Source organism: Metabacillus schmidteae, assembly GCF_903166545.1.
GTDB classification, from domain to species: Bacteria; Bacillota; Bacilli; order Bacillales; family Bacillaceae; genus Metabacillus; species Metabacillus schmidteae.
Window position 1 is genome coordinate 1,759,911 of the sequence record NZ_CAESCH010000001.1, and the last position, 17,047, is coordinate 1,776,957.

The 17,047-nt window shown below is 35.3% G+C and carries 15 protein-coding genes and 1 riboswitch; of the genes, 13 read left to right on the forward strand and 2 right to left on the reverse strand.

The window, feature by feature from the left end; translation table 11 throughout:
* Positions 1-28: 28 nt before the first annotated feature.
* The gene (locus HWV59_RS08375; RefSeq protein WP_175638596.1) at positions 29-1,261 is read right to left on the reverse strand and encodes a helix-turn-helix domain-containing protein; all 1,233 of its coding nucleotides are present in this window, start codon (positions 1,259-1,261) and stop codon (positions 29-31) included.
* 174 nt (positions 1,262-1,435) lie between these two features.
* Between HWV59_RS08375 and HWV59_RS08380 the strand changes: the two genes are divergently transcribed.
* The 3 genes from HWV59_RS08380 to HWV59_RS08390 all read left to right on the forward strand — a co-directional run bounded on the left by HWV59_RS08380 (position 1,436) and on the right by HWV59_RS08390 (position 5,233).
* On the forward strand, positions 1,436-3,736 hold the full coding sequence (locus tag HWV59_RS08380) for a glycoside hydrolase family 3 C-terminal domain-containing protein (protein WP_175638597.1): 2,301 nt from the start codon (positions 1,436-1,438) through the stop codon (positions 3,734-3,736).
* A 316-nt stretch (positions 3,737-4,052) separates the two neighbouring features.
* Positions 4,053-4,685 (forward strand): chromate transporter, encoded by a 633-nt coding sequence (locus HWV59_RS08385; RefSeq protein WP_175638598.1) that lies wholly within the window; start codon positions 4,053-4,055, stop codon positions 4,683-4,685.
* Between the two features lie 11 nt (positions 4,686-4,696).
* Positions 4,697-5,233, forward strand: coding sequence for a chromate transporter (locus HWV59_RS08390; RefSeq protein WP_175638599.1), 537 nt, complete (start codon positions 4,697-4,699; stop codon positions 5,231-5,233).
* Between the two features lie 99 nt (positions 5,234-5,332).
* Here HWV59_RS08390 and HWV59_RS08395 read toward each other — a convergent pair whose 3' ends face one another.
* On the reverse strand, positions 5,333-6,223 hold the full coding sequence (locus HWV59_RS08395; RefSeq protein WP_102230175.1) for a LysR family transcriptional regulator: 891 nt from the start codon (positions 6,221-6,223) through the stop codon (positions 5,333-5,335).
* 244 nt (positions 6,224-6,467) lie between these two features.
* Here HWV59_RS08395 and HWV59_RS08400 point away from each other — a divergent pair, with 244 nt between their 5' ends.
* From HWV59_RS08400 to kduD, 10 genes are all read left to right on the forward strand, one after another.
* Entirely contained in the window at positions 6,468-7,097 is a 630-nt protein-coding gene (locus HWV59_RS08400; RefSeq protein WP_175638600.1) for a chromate transporter, read from the forward strand.
* 1 nt (position 7,098) lies between these two features.
* Positions 7,099-7,638, forward strand: coding sequence for a chromate transporter (locus HWV59_RS08405; RefSeq protein WP_102230253.1), 540 nt, complete (start codon positions 7,099-7,101; stop codon positions 7,636-7,638).
* A gap of 216 nt (positions 7,639-7,854) precedes the next feature.
* Entirely contained in the window at positions 7,855-8,688 is an 834-nt protein-coding gene (locus tag HWV59_RS08410) for an FxLYD domain-containing protein (RefSeq protein ID WP_175638601.1), read from the forward strand.
* A 230-nt stretch (positions 8,689-8,918) separates the two neighbouring features.
* Positions 8,919-10,577: a spore germination protein gene (locus HWV59_RS08415; RefSeq protein ID WP_175638602.1), complete on the forward strand. Its 1,659-nt coding sequence runs from the start codon at positions 8,919-8,921 to the stop codon at positions 10,575-10,577.
* On the forward strand, positions 10,564-11,682 hold the full coding sequence (locus HWV59_RS08420; protein ID WP_175638603.1) for a GerAB/ArcD/ProY family transporter: 1,119 nt from the start codon (positions 10,564-10,566) through the stop codon (positions 11,680-11,682). The genes HWV59_RS08415 and HWV59_RS08420 overlap by 14 nt, the downstream gene beginning before the upstream one ends.
* Complete coding sequence (locus HWV59_RS08425; protein ID WP_102230180.1) at positions 11,660-12,889, forward strand: Ger(x)C family spore germination protein; 1,230 nt, start codon at positions 11,660-11,662, stop codon at positions 12,887-12,889. Before HWV59_RS08420 ends, HWV59_RS08425 begins: the two co-directional genes overlap by 23 nt.
* 32 nt (positions 12,890-12,921) lie before the next feature.
* Positions 12,922-13,122 carry a CLC_0170 family protein gene (locus tag HWV59_RS08430; RefSeq protein ID WP_102230181.1) on the forward strand — a complete coding sequence of 67 codons (201 nt, stop codon included), beginning with the start codon at positions 12,922-12,924 and terminating at the stop codon, positions 13,120-13,122.
* 291 nt (positions 13,123-13,413) lie between these two features.
* The gene (gene sigH / locus HWV59_RS08435) at positions 13,414-14,055 is read left to right on the forward strand and encodes an RNA polymerase sporulation sigma factor SigH (RefSeq protein ID WP_102230254.1); all 642 of its coding nucleotides are present in this window, start codon (positions 13,414-13,416) and stop codon (positions 14,053-14,055) included.
* A gap of 168 nt (positions 14,056-14,223) precedes the next feature.
* Positions 14,224-14,325, forward strand: a riboswitch (purine riboswitch).
* A 97-nt stretch (positions 14,326-14,422) separates the two neighbouring features.
* Positions 14,423-15,718: an NCS2 family permease gene (locus HWV59_RS08440; protein ID WP_102230182.1), complete on the forward strand. Its 1,296-nt coding sequence runs from the start codon at positions 14,423-14,425 to the stop codon at positions 15,716-15,718.
* Between the two features lie 568 nt (positions 15,719-16,286).
* Positions 16,287-17,042, forward strand: a complete 756-nt coding sequence (kduD, locus tag HWV59_RS08445; RefSeq protein WP_102230183.1) for a 2-dehydro-3-deoxy-D-gluconate 5-dehydrogenase KduD — start codon at positions 16,287-16,289, stop codon at positions 17,040-17,042.
* The last annotated feature ends 5 nt before the right edge of the window (positions 17,043-17,047 follow it).

Below are 17,047 nucleotides of genomic sequence, written 5' to 3' on the forward strand. Positions count from 1 at the left end.
TTGAGCTGTTTTATTCATAATTTGTAATTTAAGTATTGATTGTAGAATTTTTATACTTCTTCGGCGTAACCCCCACATATTTTTTAAACACCTTTGTAAAATAGCTCTGATCATGAAAATTTAAAATCGTAGAAATCTTCAATAATGAATAGTTTGTAAATGTTAACAACGACTTCGCCTCATCTATTTTTGTTCGATGGATATATTCAGCAATAGAAATTCCCACTTCTTTTTTAAAAAGAGCTGATAAATAATTAGGGTGCATTTCTACAAGGTTAGCCAGTCTTGTAAGGGTTAAATCTTCATACAAATTTGTGTAAATATAATTTAAACACATATTAATCGGTTTAGAGTACTTTTGTTGTTTATGTTTACGTACTCGATCAGCAAAATCACTTAAGGCTTGTTCCATAAAAGCATCAACTGATTTTAAATCTTGTAATTCTTCCAGGTTTTGAATATACAAGTCGCTAAGTGTATAGGCAATCTCATAATGTAGTCCACCATCCATTGCCGCACGTGTAGCTAGAGTAATGGCAGTAATGGCGAGGTTTTTACTATTACGTAACTGACTTTTCTTCGATAATACTCCTACCTCTCCTTTTTCAGGACTAAGTTTGTATACTTTTAAAAATTCATCCTTCCTACCTTCACGAATATATTGAAATAGCCTTTTCTCGTACATAAAATCATGATGAAACGACACATTTTCACGTTGTTGTGAAATGGTCACATGAGGATCCTCAATTTGTAATAGGTGATCTCCCATTTCAATATTTTTTAAAATGATATCTGCAGGATCAAGTGTTTTTTGATAGAGCATATAGTACAGTTGCATACTAATATTAATGAATTTCATAGTGGACATTCGAGGAAGTAATTCATAATAATGGATGAGTTTCTTTCTTAAATCCTTTTGCAAATTCATATCATTAACAAGTGCAACTATTCTATCATTTGTAAGGTCAGGAGGAAGAGTAGGACCAACAATAATTGTTCCTTTGTATTCGTCATGTTTTCTCACTTGAATCATAAAGTAATGCTCATAGTATTCCGATTTGACCAAAAGTGGAAATGGATCGTGATCATGATGTGAAAAAAATTGTTTCAACATTTCTCGTTGAGATGTGTGAATTGAATTTTCAAAAGCGGAAGAAGTAAAAATAAACTCCAATTTACCATGTTCATCTATGTAAATAACAGGAATGCTAAATGACTCATATATCATTTTGCAAATAAACTGTAAATCTTGAAATTTCATAACAGTCTCCTTCAAACCCTAATTTCCTAAATCATATCATAAAGTGTAAAAAATATTAAAAAACAGCTAAAAAAATTAATATATTACCAAAGAGTGATGGGAACGTTGTATATAATAACCTTATAGTTTTGTAGAAAGCGTTTTCTAATATGGATTACTCATGGAGGGATTAAGATGACAAAAGATATGAAAGCACTTATTTCACAAATGACATTAGAAGAAAAAGCAGGTCTTTGTTCTGGAAAGGACTTTTGGAATTTAAAAGGGATTGAAAGACTAGGCATCCCATCTATCATGGTTACAGACGGTCCACACGGATTACGTAAACAAAAAATGGGCGCAGACCACTTAGGGTTATTTGATAGCGTACCTGCTACTTGTTTTCCATCTGCAGCAGGAATGGCAAGCTCATGGGATCGCAATTTAATTCAAAAAGTAGGAGTGGCTTTAGGGGAGGAATGCCAGGCAGAGGACGTTGCAGTACTTCTTGGACCTGGTGCGAATATTAAACGTTCTCCTTTATGTGGCCGTAACTTTGAATATTTCTCAGAAGATCCATATCTTTCATCTGAAATGGCAGCTAATCATATTAAAGGTGTACAAAGCCAAGGTGTTGGAACATCGTTAAAGCATTTTGCAGCGAATAACCAGGAGCATCGCAGAATGTCAACAGATGCTATTGTTGATGAAAGAACATTCCGTGAAATTTATCTAGCTAGTTTTGAAGGAGCAGTAAAACAATCACAGCCATGGACCGTTATGTGTTCTTACAATAAAGTAAATGGAGAATTTGCTTCTGAAAACAACTATCTATTAACCGACATCTTAAAAGAAGAATGGGGCTTTGAAGGGTTTGTTGTTTCTGACTGGGGAGCTGTAAATGAACGTGACGTAGCTCTTGCAAATGGTCTTGAACTTGAAATGCCTGCTTCAAAAGGAATCGGTGAGAATAAGGTTATCGAATCGGTTCAAAATGGTACATTAACTGAAGAAAAGCTGGATGCGGCAGTTGAACGTATTTTACGTATTATTTTTAAAGCTGTTGAAGAAAAGAAAGAAAATGCAACATATGATCAAGAAGCACATCATCAGCTAGCAAGAGAAACAGCGAGAGAAAGCATGGTGTTATTAAAAAATGAAGGAAACATCCTTCCGCTTAAAAAAGAAGGAAGTTTTGCAGTAATTGGTGAATTTGCAAAGGCACCAAGATATCAAGGTGGGGGAAGCTCTCATATTAAACCGACAAAGCTTGAAAATATTGTAGAGGAAATCGAAAAGTCTGCTGGTTCAAACGCAAATGTTTCATATGCTCAAGGATACTATCGTGATAAAGATGCAATCGATGAAGGATTAATTGAAGAAGCGAAGGAAGTAGCTTCACAAGCCGATACTGTTATCTTGTTTGCCGGTTTACCTGATCGTTATGAATCTGAAGGATATGATCGTGTACACTTACACATCCCTGAAAATCAACAGCGTCTACTTGATGCAATTGCTGAAGTGAACTCGAATATTGTTGTTGTACTAAGTAATGGAGCACCGATTGAAATGCCTTGGTTAGGCAAAGTAAAAGGATTACTTGAAGGCTATCTTGGGGGTCAAGCTCTTGGAGGTGCCATTGCAGATATTTTATTCGGTAATGCAAATCCAAGCGGAAAACTTGCAGAAACATTCCCTCAACAATTAAGCGACAATCCTTCTTACTTGTTCTTCCCGGGTGAAGGAGACAAAGTAGAGTACCGCGAAGGAATTTTCGTCGGCTATCGTTATTATGATACAAAAAATGTGGAACCATTATTCCCGTTTGGCTATGGCTTAAGCTATACAACGTTTGAATATAGCAATTTGCGTGTAAGTGCCAATAAAATAAATGATACAGAAACACTTAGTGTGACTGTCGATGTGAAAAATACAGGAGCTTTTACAGGAAAAGAAGTTGTTCAGCTGTATGTGAAAGACGTGGCAAGCAGTGTAAGCAGACCTCAGAAGGAGTTAAAAGGTTTTGAAAAAGTTGAACTTCAACCTGGTGAAGTTAAAGAAGTTACCTTCACTCTAGATAAACGTTCATTTGCTTACTATAATACAGAATTAAAAGATTGGCATGTAGAAAGTGGAGAATTCGAATTATTAGTAGGGAAAAGCTCAAAAGAAATTGTCCTAACAGAAAAAGTGACAGTTGAATCGACTACAGAAATTCCGTTGCTAGTTCATCGTAATACAACAGTAGGTGATTTACTTGCAAATCCAAAAGTCGCTCCACTAGCTAAAGAACTGTTAGGGAAAGCGCAGGAAGGAAGCCCATTCGCTGCTGCAACTGAGGAGGAAGGTGAATTCTCAGATATGATGGAAGCAATGATGAAATATATGCCGTTACGAGCTTTATCTAATTTTAGCGATGGAAACTTAACAGAAGAGAAGTTGCAAGAAATGATTCAACAATTAAATGATGTCCAAAAAAATACAGTTGTGAACTAATTTAAAGTGGATTGACTCAAGTTATATGAGTCAATCCATGTTTGATTTCCGGGAAATATTGAACAATCACGCTTAATACCATTGCAAAAAAGGGTGACTCAAAAGGTCGCATCAGTATCTGTTTTCGTAGGGTTACTTTTTTGTTATTCATCTTCAACTTCTCAGGTGTGTTTAATTACGTATAACCTTCTGTTATAACCTATGCATTTGTTGCAATTTACCATGTTCATCCTTCGTGATATCGTAATAGTAGATCAATTGAAATTAAGAAAGTAAATAATTCACTTTGTTAAATAATGAGGAAGGAGGGATATTTATGAAGGGAGAATGGGAAAAAGTTTTTCAACTTTTTTGGTCTTTTTTCAAAATAGGACCTGTAACATTTGGTGGCGGTTATGCAATGATTCCTTTAATAGAAAAAGAAGTTGTTCATAAAAAACATTGGGTCAAAAGTGAGGACTTAACAGATGTTTTTGCTATTGCAGGGACAATTCCTGGAGCAATAGCAGTAAATGCTGCTACCTTTATCGGACACCGAATTGCCGGCATAAGGGGAGCGGTTGCTGCGACATTAGGAACTTTACTTCCAACCTTTATGATCGTGCTTGTGCTTTGTGGAGTACTTTCAACCTTTCAGAATAATCCATATGTGGAATCAGCGTTTTTTGGTATTCGAGCTGCAACTGTCGCTTTAATTGTATATGCCGGGATAAAAATAGCAAGGACATCGATTTTGGATAAGGCGACATTTACTTTGGCAGTTACCATGATAGTGGCAATGTTGATGTTTCACTTGCATCCAATTTTCGTTATTTTTTTAGGAGCATTTTTAGGGATTATCATTGTTAGAATTAAAAAAAATTTAGGTATTCTAGTAAAGTTTGAAAAAAATGAAGATGAAGAGATTGAGCATAAAGAAGAATCGTTAAAGCAACAGGCAGGAATGTAGGAGGTAGTAGTATGCTGTTACAATTATTTATTCTGTTTTTTATGATTGGGACTGTATCATTTGGTGGCGGATATGCAATGCTTCCCGTGATAGAAAGGGAGGTTACGGGTAAGGGATGGATCACGACAACTGATTTTACAGATGCAGTTGCCTTGGCAGGAATGACTCCGGGATCAATTGCTTCTAATAGTGCAACGATTGTAGGGTATAAGGTTGCTGGAATACCAGGTGCAATTATCTCCTCTATTGCAATGAGTTTGCCATCGTTAATTCTCATTTTAGTCATTGCTTTATTTTTCTATAAATTCCATTCGAATAAACTTGTGAAATCTGCTTTTTATGGTTTGCGCCCAATAGTGACAAGTCTTATTATGTATGCGGCGATTAAGTTAGCTCTTTCAAATGGTGTGATCTCAACCTCAATTTCATGGGATATGGTAAGTCTCTTGTTCATTTTCGGTATCTCTTTAATATCTCTATTATATTTCCGAGTTCACCCGGTGATCGTGATTTTGTGTGCTGGTGTTATTGGTACGATAATTCATTAGTTTAGAAGGGGTAATTAGATTTTTTAAATAAAGAAAGCTCAATTCCTTTTTTCTGAGGAATTAAGCTTAATTGTTTCGTTAAAATTAAACATGATCTTTCTAGTAGTGCTTGTCCTGAATAAACTGAACAAACTTTGTAACTCCATCTCTATTGAATCTCTGCGGCTTTTTAACTAGCCATAATCTGCGATTAATATGTACACCTTCAATCTTCATTTCTTGTAGAACACCTTGCTCCAATTCCCTTGTAACCGTTAATCTTGGTAAAATACTAATTCCAAGTCCTGCCTCAACAGCACTCTTAATTGCTTGTGTACTTCCGATTTCCATATAACTTTCTATTTTATTTAAAATCCCGTGTTCGTTTAATGCGTTTTCAACAATGAGTCGAGTGCCTGAAAGTGACTCACGCCAAATCATTCGTTCGTGAGCTAATTCCTCTATATTAATTTCTGACCTTTCCTTCCAAGGATGGTCTGTTGGGAAAACGAGAATTAATTCATCATCAGCAAATTTCTCTACAATAAAACTTTTATCCTCCACAATTCCTTCTACTAATGCAATATCGATGACGTCATTCGACAAATCTTCTAATACACTTGGGGTATTTCTTATTGTTAATGATACTTTTATATCAGGTGTTTGTTTTTTAAAACGACCAAGCAAGCTTGGCAATAAATACTCACCAATTGTTAATGATGCCCCAACTCTGAGGCTTGAATTGTATTCTCCTGTTGCCTGTAGAATCACTTCTTTCGAACGGTTAAAATCGTCTACTATCGCTTTGGCAAATGGATAAAGCATTTTTCCGGTTGTGGTGACAGTTAATTTGCCTTCAGTCCGATCAAATAGTAAGGTGCCATAGAAGTTCTCCAATTGGCGAATTTGTCTTGTAACAGCAGGTTGTGAAACATAGCTTAGTCTGGCTGCTTGACTAATACTACCTTCATCAACTACTAAACAAAACATCTTAAGGTTTTCTATGTTCAAGAAAACTCCCTCCTCTTCCCAATTAGATAATATATTTGTTAATTCTATAATACCTCAGGTAGGTGGATTAAGAAAATTGACTTAACTATAACAATCCGTTATATGCTATGCATTTGTTGCAATATGCCTGCTCGTAAAAGCATGGTATCGTAGAGATAAGAACAAAACATATAAATATATAGATTAATATTCCAATTAAAAATTTTTTTAAAAAATAGTAATAGAAACTTGAAAGGAGAAAAATATGAAGGATGAAACAAAAAAGTTATTTCAGCTCTTTTGGACGTTCTTAAAAATTGGTCCGGTCACCTTTGGCGGTGGTTATGCCATGATCCCACTTATCGAAAGAGAAGTTGTAGATAAGAAGAAATGGGTCAGTCATGAAGATGTTGCAGATGTATTTGCAATCGCGGAATCGATTCCGGGTGCAATTGCTATAAATTCATCAACATTTATTGGGTATCGAATAGGAGGAATAAAAGGTGCAATTGCCGCATTGCTGGGGGTGTTTTTACCAACCTTTCTAATTGTCGTCATACTAAGTATTGTATTTTTACAAGTTCAAAATAATCCGAAAATAGAAGCGGCATTTCAGGCAATTCGCGCTTCTATTGTTGCTTTAATCGTATATGCAGGTTATATGATCGGTAAAACGGCAATCATTGATAAAACTACTTTTGTTATTTCATTTGGTTCAATGGCTGTTCTGTTTTTCCTTCATTTACATCCGGTTTTAATTATTTTTTCAGGTATTATCCTTGGTATCGTTCTTGTTAACATAAAACGAAAGTTAGGTTATTCCGTAGATGGGAAAAAAGAAAAGAACTCACCTAAAACACAGCAACTAGAATGGTTTATGGGGGATGGAATTTAAGATGATACTGTTAGAACTATTCTGGACATTTTTATTAATTGGTTTTGTTTCGTTTGGTGGAGGATATGCCATGATCCCTGTCATCGAGCTGGAGGTTATGAATAAGGGCTGGATGACGACTCAACAGTTTACAGATGTTATTGCAATTGCAGGGATGTCACCAGGACCAATCGCAACAAACAGTGCTATTTTTGTAGGATATCAGGTTCAAGGAATCACAGGTGCCATCGCTGCCGGGTTAGGCATGGTTATTCCGTCGCTGCTACTTGTTATCATCATTGCGACATTCTTCTATAAAATAAGTAAAAATAAGCATGTTGAATCTGCTTTTTATGGCTTACGTCCAATTATTACAGGTTTAATTGGCTATGCTGCCATTAAATTCGCTATAAGCAACAACTTAGTTGGTTCAATCTCTTGGCACTCTGTTAGTTTATTACTTATTTTTGCCTTATCACTTTTCTCTTTAATAAAGCTTCGTATTCACCCTGCTTTAGTCATTATTATGTCAGGAGTTGTAGGAGCTGCAATATATTCATAAAAAAGAAGTTTAATCATAGAATTAGACTTCTTTTTTATTTGGCTATTTTGCTAAAGGTTATATTTTTATAGGTCTAAATACATATATATTACTAAATGAAAAGATCTGAAAGATTTTTAAAAACATAATTCATGATATTTGACTTATGCACGGCAGGTAAACCTTTAGCTAAAATAATTCTAGAGTGCTAGTGTAGGGAAAGGGAGGATCACTTACTTGAAAAATATAGACTACATAAGAGAAGAGATTAGAGAATTTTCCAAAGCAAATGAATTTCTTTCATATCGTGAAGTAGATGAATTACAGAATGTTTTATATGAAGACGAAACGATACTTAATATCACAACAGGTGGTATTGATCGTTACAAAGGTTTATTTTTGTTAACAGATGATCGCGCATTATTTATTTACCATAATGAAATTAATCAATCCAAAGTGTTGGAAGTTGCTTATGAGAAATTAGAATATATTTATATGAAACAAGTAAACCATTATGTGTCAATGGAGTTATTTTTTGCTGGAACGAAAATTGAAATTTCTGATTTGCCGCCGGATGATGCAGACTCCTTTAAACGAGATTTAACTTTTCAGATTGATTTTTATGACAAACTGAAGAAAAATGGAGTACCTCAAAAAAAGAAGTTCGGACTTCTGCGCTTTCTCCTATTCATTGGGATTGCCGTGCTTACAGGTTATTTTGTCGGACCACAATTTCATGTTGTAGAAGTGTATGATGAGGCACTAACAGATGCCTTACCGATAGAAGAAGCACAGGAATCGTATAAATTGGAATTCACTGAAATGGAGATTAACAAGGGTGATTATGAAACAACAGTACGTGGTATCATTAAAAATTCATCAGATAAGGAATATCGATATATTAGTGTAGATATACAGTTTTATGATAAAAAAGGATCCATTGTAGACAGTCAAATTCAATCCATATACGATTTAAAACCAGGGAAATCATGGAATTTAGATACTTATACGATAAGTGAGTATGCTGATACCTTTGAGATTGTTGGTGTGTATGTTGAGGTGGCGGAGTAAAAGAATAGATTGGTGGATATTGCTTGTAATAAAAGCATTCGTTGATTAAGAGACGAATGCTTTTTTATACATTTAGCATGTTTAACGATTTAAAGAGCTAAATTGTAGGATAGGTCATTAACTTCCGCCATCCTTGGCGTAAAGTCGTGTTTTTAAATCATAAAAGGAATATTTTCACATTATATGGAGAAATTATCATCAAGAATCTTTGTGTTTAGGGGCGAACAACTATGAAATCACGGTTTCAATTATCAAAGAAAAAATGGGAAAATGTCCATTACAAACAACAATTGCCCCATGACCAGCTAGAAGCCCAAAAAGATGAAGTGATTGATAATAGCTTATTAATGAATTTGAATTGGTTTAAACAGATTCTTGGAGATAATGATGACTTTAATATCCGTAAATTCACTATTTTTGGTACATATCCTGCGGCATTATTTTACCTCTCAGATTTTGCTGATCAGCAATCATTAAATCAGGATATATTAAAACCTTTAATGTCTGTACCGACACATCTATCAGGAAAAAATATTGACAGAGATACACTTCAAAACACATTGATGAATGAGGTCCTATATCATAGTAAAGTTCTTTTAAATAACAATAAAGCAGAACTTGTACAAAGTATCTTAAAAGGTGAAACGATCATTATAATTGATGGGTTTCAAGAGGCTTTTCAGATTGGAACGAGAAAAGTAGAAAAACGTGCCATAAATCAACCCGAAACAGAGCAGGTTATACTTGGACCTCGAGAAGGATTTATTGAGACACTTAGTACAAATATCTCCTTGCTCAGATATCGGCTGCAAACACCGGATTTTATTATTAAAACACTTAGTGTTGGAGAAATGACAAAATCTCAGGTTGCCATATGTTTTGTAAGAGGTCTTGCAGAGGAAGAATTGATAAAAGAAGTAGAATACCGTTTATCAAAAATTGAAATTGACGGGATTTTAGATGTTGGTTATATCGAACAATTTATTGAGGATAATCACATGTCTCCATTTCCACAAGTTCAATCGACAGAAAGACCTGATAAAGTAGTCGGGGGCATTTTAGAGGGGCGAGTGGCAATTATGGTTGATGGGTCTCCTTTTGCCTTACTCGTACCGGTTGTTTTCAATCAGTTTTATCAAACAGCTGAAGATTACTCTTCCCGTTACTTAATGGGAAGTTTTGTTCGTATTGCAAGGATTCTAGCACTGGTGTTTTCACTAATCTTTCCTTCTATATATGTTTCGTTTATTTCTTTTAATCCTGAGTTACTTCCAACGGAGTTTGCTGTTGCCGTTGCAGGTGGCCGAGCTGGCGTTCCCTTTCCGGCTGTTATTGAAGTCCTCTTAATAGAAGTAGCCATGGAAGTTTTACGTGAAGCAACTGTCAGGCTTCCTAAGCAGGTTGGTGGAGCTTTATCGATTGTCGGAGTTCTTGTTATTGGACAGGCTGCGGTTGAGGCAGGGATTGCTAGTCCGATAACAGTTGTAGTGATTGCCATGACAACGATCGGATCATTTGCTACTCCGGCATATAGTGCTGCATTTGCTTTAAGAATGTTGCGGTTTCCAATTGTTATTTTAGCCGGCGTATTTGGTTTATATGGTGTTGTTGTTGGAGTTATCTTTATTTTTAATCATATGCTTTCACTTAAATCATTTGGCGTACCGTATATGAGCCCGGTATCTCCTTTCAATAACGAGGGGATGAAGGACGTTATCATTCGTGGGCCATTATGGTGGATGCCAAAACGTCCATCATTTTTACACACTAAAAATGATAATCGGATAGGCGGAAATAATACGAAAAATAACCAGCCAACTCACAGTACTTCAGATTCTGAAAAAGATGGAAAACAACTCAGGAAGGGGGATGAAGATGGAACAACCTAAAGAAATTACAACAGCTTCTGCATCAGGTATATTGATAAGTACAATTATAGGAGTTGGGGTTCTGCCCCTTCCATTATTTGCAGTCCAAGCCAATAATACAGGTGCACCTTTAGTTACAATTGTTGCAATTGTTTTGGCCTTTATTGGATTGTTTGTCATTACCCTTTTAGGCATGAGATATCCTGACCTCACCATTATAGGTTACAGTCAAAAAATCGTTGGAAAGTGGCTTGGTCGGCTATTGGGAGGATTATTTGTTTTATTTTTCTCGATTTTAACAGGGCTTGCATCTCGTGAGTTCGGTTCTGTTGTTATTTCTGCGGTTTTAAAAGATACGCCTTTAGAAGTTACAGTGTTTGTTATGTTAGTGTTGGCTGCTGTTACAACAAGACATGATATGACCACTTTCGCTTATATTCAATTATTTTACTTACCTTTTATCCTGGCGCCTGGGTTAATCATTGTTGTTTTATCGTTAAAAAATGCAAATTTCTTATACTTGCAACCGATATGGGGAAATGAGCCAGATATGCACTTAATTATTTCAGGAATTTTTATTATTGCAGCATTATTTCAAGGATCATTTGTGATGACAATTATAATTCCTTCAATGAAACAAGCTAGCAAAGCGATGAAGGCAAGTATATGGGCAATCATCATATCAGGCGGTTTATATACACTTATTGTTATTGCGACAGTGAGTGTATTCGGTACAGAGGAGACTAAGAAATTAATATGGCCGACCCTTGAACTAGCAAGAACGACATCATTACCAGGAAACATTCTGCAAAGGCTTGATATTATTTTTTTAGCTCTTTGGGTTGTATCAGTTTTTACTACTTTATTAACGAGCTATAAATTAACGATTCATATGCTAAGTCAATTAATAGGATTAAGCGATCATAAAATGCTGTCTTTCTTTATTTTACCTTTTTTCTTTTTTCTAGCGATGATTCCTCAAAATGTATTACAAATGTATGAAATTATCAGAGCTGTAGGTCAAATTGGGTTGATATTAACAATTGGTTTTCCTATTTTATTGTTACTCATAGATTCTGTCAAAAGAAAACGGAGAGAAAACAATGAACAAACCTCCAAAGCATAGAAATATAATCATAAAAGTTTTCTTTCTCTTTTTTTGCATTGTGTTTCTGTCAGGGTGTTGGGATAGCTTAGATATAGAGAAACGTGCGGTCGTTCTTGGTATTGCTATTGATAAAACAGATGGAAAAGCTGAACAAGAAGAAGAAAATGTGTCACATCTTTCAAATTCATTTTCTGGTCCAGAGAATGAAATGTTTAAAGTAACTTTCCAAATTGCTGTTCCGGGAAAAATTCCACTGGGACCAGAGAGCGGAGGAGGAGATGCAGATCCGGTGTGGATTCTTGAAGTTGTCGGACATACGCTAGATGATGCACTAGCGAATTTGGAGCAGGAAATATCAGATGAAATTTTTTTAGGACATTTAAGAATTCTTATCATTAGTGAGGAATTAGCACGAGATGGAGTAGAACGAATCAATGATTTTTTTCGACGTAATTCAGAAATTAGAAGAACCGCATGGCTTGCTGTTTCAAAAGGAGAAGCCAGCCCGTTTATGAAGATCACTCCAACCTTTGAACGTGTTCCGGGTTTATATCTATCATCAATGCTTGAAAATGCAGTAGATTTAGGGAAATTCCCATCAGATTTTATCGGTGAGTTTTGGACGATCCTATCGAGTAAAGGCCAGGATTCATTTTTGCCATATATAACGATAAAAAAAGAGGAAAATATTCAAATTAAAGGGCTAGCCTATTTTAGTGGAGATAAAATGGTAGGAATCAGTGATCCTCTTGAAATTGGCAACTTTATGGCTGTTAGAGGAAATGGTACAGGTGGATATGGAGCTTTTGTCCAAATACCTGACACAGAAGATTATGTGATGGTAAGAGTGTCTAGCAGAGTTGTTAAAATAGACACAAAATTGATAAATGATCGACCAATAATTACAGTTAATCTTCAATATGAAGCGGAAATAGATGAAAAGGATGCACCTGAACATGTGGAATTAGATAATTCAAAACTAATTAAGGAAATTGAGGATGTTACTTCGAAAAATACGATTAAGTCAATTCAAGCGTTCATAAAGAAAACACAAGAGCAGGAGTCTGACATATTCGGGTTTGGTGAATATATTAGAGCAAAACACCCCAGGTTTTGGGATACTCAAGTGAAAACACCTGATAATTGGCATAAATTATATAGAGATCTGAATGTGACGATTAATTGCACAACGAAAATCCGCCGAATTGGTATGAAAGTTAAATAATATCTTTCACAGAATGAGAAGGAGCGTAAAAATTGTATATTGGATACATGAATTATCTTGTTGCAATTTTCATTATTACAGGATTCTTTATTATGCGTTATGATTACCCGTCTTATAAAAATAAAAAAATGAAGAAAGAAGCTAAAGCAACAAAATTCATGGGACGCGGTAATATCCTCCTTGGATTATTTCTCTTTGCAGGGAATTGGGTTTATAATACATGGTTTAAATGATAATAGAAAAAACCCTTTAGAAATGAAGGGTTTTTTTGTTGAATTATATAATTCTGGGCAGATATCAACATAACTTCTCATCGAAAATGAAAATAATTTGTAATCCCTTATAAATTTCGACAACGTTTTTAGATTTCAGCATGTAAACTTATACATACTGATAAGGAATTAAGGGGAATAGAACATGTTAAGAGTTGTAGGAACACTACAAAGCTAAAAGTAAGTAGTGGTAATCTACTTGTCTATTGATCATCAAAAACTCAGAAGAAAATAGGAGGGATATGAGTGAGTATGAACACCGTAGTAGAGCCTGTTGAGCGTTATTCTTCATTAGAAGATTGTATATTAATTGAAATGTCTCATGGAGGGGATAGTGAGTCATTATCATTTTTAATTAGTAAGTATCAACATCTTGTACGTTCGAAGGTGAAATCATATTTTTTAATTGGTGCTGATAAAGAAGATCTTTTTCAGGAAGGTATGATCGGTTTATATAAAGCAATTCGAGATTTCAGACAAGAAAAAATGGCTTCTTTCTATGCCTTTGCAGAATTATGTATTACAAGGCAGATTATCACAGCTATCAAAACAGCCTCCCGTCAAAAACATAGCCCACTTAATTCATCAATCTCTTTGGACAAGCCATTGATGAATGAGGAATCTTCTTATACCCTTATGGATGTTCTGACTGGAGACAATGTCACAAATCCGGAAGTGTTTTTAATGAACAAAGAAAAACTTAATGAAATTCAGACAAAGATAAAAGAGTTATTAAGTGATTTAGAAAGAAGTGTATTAATGCTATATATGGAAGGTCATTCATATGCAGAGATTTCCGAAGAACTTAATACTCATGTGAAATCTATCGACAATGCTCTACAACGGATTAAAAGAAAACTTGATAGACATATTGATTTTAGAAAAGTTGTTTAATAGAATAATATATTTTTCATTGTGGATGTTAAGAAAGCTTCAATTTCTTCAGACGAGAGGGAATTGAAGCTTTTTGTCTTTTTTGGAATATTATTTTCATATAAGGAAATAAATTTGAGAGTTTTTTACATTGACGAAAGGTCAATTTATCTTTAAAATGATTTCTTATATCAATATAATATATTACCTTGTATAAGTTTAGGGATATGGCCTAAACGTTTCTACCAAGCTACCTTAAATAGCATGACTACAAGGGTTACATATGAACACTGGCTGGTAGGTCATTGTGTGTAATCTTTGTTTTCTAAGCTTTAGGGTATTAATCCTAAGGCTTTTTTTGTTTGAAAAAAGATATTGGAGGTTAATGATGAAACAGTTTTTTCGGTTTTCAGATAGAGGAACAACGTATCGACAAGAGATTTTAGCAGGATTGACGACTTTTTTATCAATGGCATATATTTTAGTGGTGAATCCTATCGTATTATCAGAAGCGGGAATGGATAAAGGGGCTGTATTTACCGCAACAGCTGTTTCAGCTATTATAGGAACTTTATTGATCGGTCTATTAGCCAATTATCCAATTGGGATAGCACCTAGTATGGGACTAAACTCGTTTTTTACCTACTCAGTTGTCATTGGAATGGGAATACCTTGGCAGACAGCTTTAACAGGTGTGTTTATTTCAGGTATTTTATTTGTCATTCTTAGTGTTTTTAAGATACGTGAAAAAATAATTGAGGTCATTCCACAAGATTTAAAATTTGCAATAGGTACTGGAATAGGCTTTTTTATAGCGTTTATTGGTTTGAAAAATTCAGGTATTATTCAAGCAAATGAAGCAACATTTGTATCACTTGGAAATATACAATCAGGGCCAACCTTATTAACGATATTTGGCTTTATCGTGTCAGTAATTTTTATGGTGAAAAATATTCGTGGCGGTATATTTTATGGAATGGTTCTTACGTCAATTGTAGGGATGTTGTTTGGGATTATTGAGAAGCCGGCAGCAATAGTTGGAGCTATCCCAAGTTTAGAGCCGACTTTTGGTGTAGCTTTGCTGCAATTAGATCAGATCTTTTCAATTGAGTTAGTTGCCGTTGTGTTTACGTTTCTTTTCGTAGCATTTTTTGATACAGCTGGTACATTGATTGCCATCGCCAATCAAGCAGGTTTAGTAAAAGAAAATAAAATTCCGAATGCTGGCCGTGCACTTCTAGCAGATGCTTCAGCATCTGTTGCAGGTTCTGTCTTGGGAACTTCAACAACAGCTTCATTTATTGAATCATCAGCGGGTATTGCTGCCGGAGGAAGAACAGGATTTACATCAGTTGTTGTTTCAGGGTTCTTTGCTGTTGCTTTATTCTTCTCACCGTTGCTTTCCATTGTTACGTCTGAAGTTACTGCACCTGCACTCATTATTGTTGGAGCACTAATGGCAAGTGAGGTCCGTCACATAAGATGGGAAAAGCTTGAAATTGCGATACCGGCGTTTGTAACAATCATCATGATGCCTCTAACATACAGTGTGGCAACGGGAATTGGTCTAGGATTTATTATGTATCCCATCACAATGCTGACACTAAAAAAACATAAAGAAATGAACCCGATTGTCTATGTATTAGCACTTATTTTTATAGCTTATTTTGCGTTTGTATTATAATAGAGGTGACCTTCTGCTTTTGGGCAGAAGGTTTTTTATTGTTTTATTCTAAAAGTTTTCATAATAAGAGACTAATCCTATTTAGGTTGATTAGAAAGAAAGTCATATAAGTTTTCTGAAATCTGAAATAATCTTGGTTGAATAATGAAGTAAAGTTATTCGAAAAACGAACATTAACAAACGTTTTAAAAAATCTAATTTATCATTTTAAAATAACCCTGTTTTCGCAAAGATTGTTATAAATATTATTTAAACATTATAGTGGAATGGAGCGGAAGACACTCGACTCCTGCGGGAAGTGAGGAAAGGCTGAGACCCCACAGGCAAGCCGAGGAGGCTCAGATTCCTCCCCGGCGCATCGAGTGTCTGCAGCGCAATGAAACGAACTAATTTTTAATCATTAACCGTATTAAAAACAACAATGTAACCGAAAATAGCCAAAATTTTTATCTGAAAAGATGACAAACGAATAATTAATCGTTGTCATCTTTTTTATTTGTGCTATAATCAAACTATACTGAACAATATCGAACATTTAAGTACGATAATAAACAGAGGAGGGGTAGAAATGGAATCACTTTTTTCTCTAAAGGGAAAAGTTGCTCTATTAACAGGAGCAAGCCGTGGTTTAGGTCAAGGCATGGCAGTTGGATTAGCAGAAGCAGGTGCAACCGTTATAGGTGCCGGTATGAGTGATATGACAGAGACGCGGAATAAAATTGAATCTATTGGCGGTACCTTTCATGATTTGAAAATTGATTTGTCAGAAGATCATGCTGCCGGGAAGTTAGTATCTGAAGCGATACAGATTACAAATAGAATCGATATTTTAGTAAATAATGCCGGTATTATTAGAAGAGAAAATGCAGAGAACTTTTCTGATGATGATTGGTATGAAGTGATTAAGGTTAACCAGCACTCTGTGTTTCAACTTTGCAGAGAGGTTGGAAAGCATATGCTTGAACATGGTTCAGGGAGAATCATCAATGTGGCATCGATGCTTTCTTTCCAAGGGGGTTTAAGAGTTCCTGCTTATACTGCCAGCAAACATGCTGTAGCTGGATTAACAAAATCTCTTGCAAATGAATGGTCTAGTAGAGGTGTGAATGTAAACGCTATCGCTCCTGGCTATATGGAAACAGATAACACATCACAACTTAGAGCAAATAAAGAGAGAAACGAGTACATTACATCCCGTATTCCTCAAGGCCGTTGGGGCACTCCTGAAGATCTAAAAGGTGCTGTCATCTTTCTAGCTTCTGAAGCGTCAAGTTATGTGAATGGCCATATATTATGCGTTGATGGTGGATGGATGAGCTCATAAGTTGC

What these genes read in the sequence shown, in the direction of transcription:
- HWV59_RS08425 (WP_102230180.1), top strand. Translation starts at nt 11,660, where the DNA reads ATGAACAAACCTCCAAAGCATAGAAATATAATCATAAAAGTTTTCTTT.
- HWV59_RS08385 (WP_175638598.1), top strand. Translation starts at nt 4,053, where the DNA reads ATGAAGGGAGAATGGGAAAAAGTTTTTCAACTTTTTTGGTCTTTTTTC.
- HWV59_RS08390 (WP_175638599.1), top strand. Translation starts at nt 4,697, where the DNA reads ATGCTGTTACAATTATTTATTCTGTTTTTTATGATTGGGACTGTATCA.
- HWV59_RS08440 (WP_102230182.1), top strand. Translation starts at nt 14,423, where the DNA reads ATGAAACAGTTTTTTCGGTTTTCAGATAGAGGAACAACGTATCGACAA.
- HWV59_RS08415 (WP_175638602.1), top strand. Translation starts at nt 8,919, where the DNA reads ATGAAATCACGGTTTCAATTATCAAAGAAAAAATGGGAAAATGTCCAT.
- HWV59_RS08400 (WP_175638600.1), top strand. Translation starts at nt 6,468, where the DNA reads ATGAAGGATGAAACAAAAAAGTTATTTCAGCTCTTTTGGACGTTCTTA.
- kduD (WP_102230183.1), top strand. Translation starts at nt 16,287, where the DNA reads ATGGAATCACTTTTTTCTCTAAAGGGAAAAGTTGCTCTATTAACAGGA.
- HWV59_RS08405 (WP_102230253.1), top strand. Translation starts at nt 7,099, where the DNA reads ATGATACTGTTAGAACTATTCTGGACATTTTTATTAATTGGTTTTGTT.
- HWV59_RS08420 (WP_175638603.1), top strand. Translation starts at nt 10,564, where the DNA reads ATGGAACAACCTAAAGAAATTACAACAGCTTCTGCATCAGGTATATTG.
- HWV59_RS08380 (WP_175638597.1), top strand. Translation starts at nt 1,436, where the DNA reads ATGACAAAAGATATGAAAGCACTTATTTCACAAATGACATTAGAAGAA.
- HWV59_RS08375 (WP_175638596.1), bottom strand. Translation starts at nt 1,261, where the DNA reads ATGAAATTTCAAGATTTACAGTTTATTTGCAAAATGATATATGAGTCA.
- sigH (WP_102230254.1), top strand. Translation starts at nt 13,414, where the DNA reads ATGAACACCGTAGTAGAGCCTGTTGAGCGTTATTCTTCATTAGAAGAT.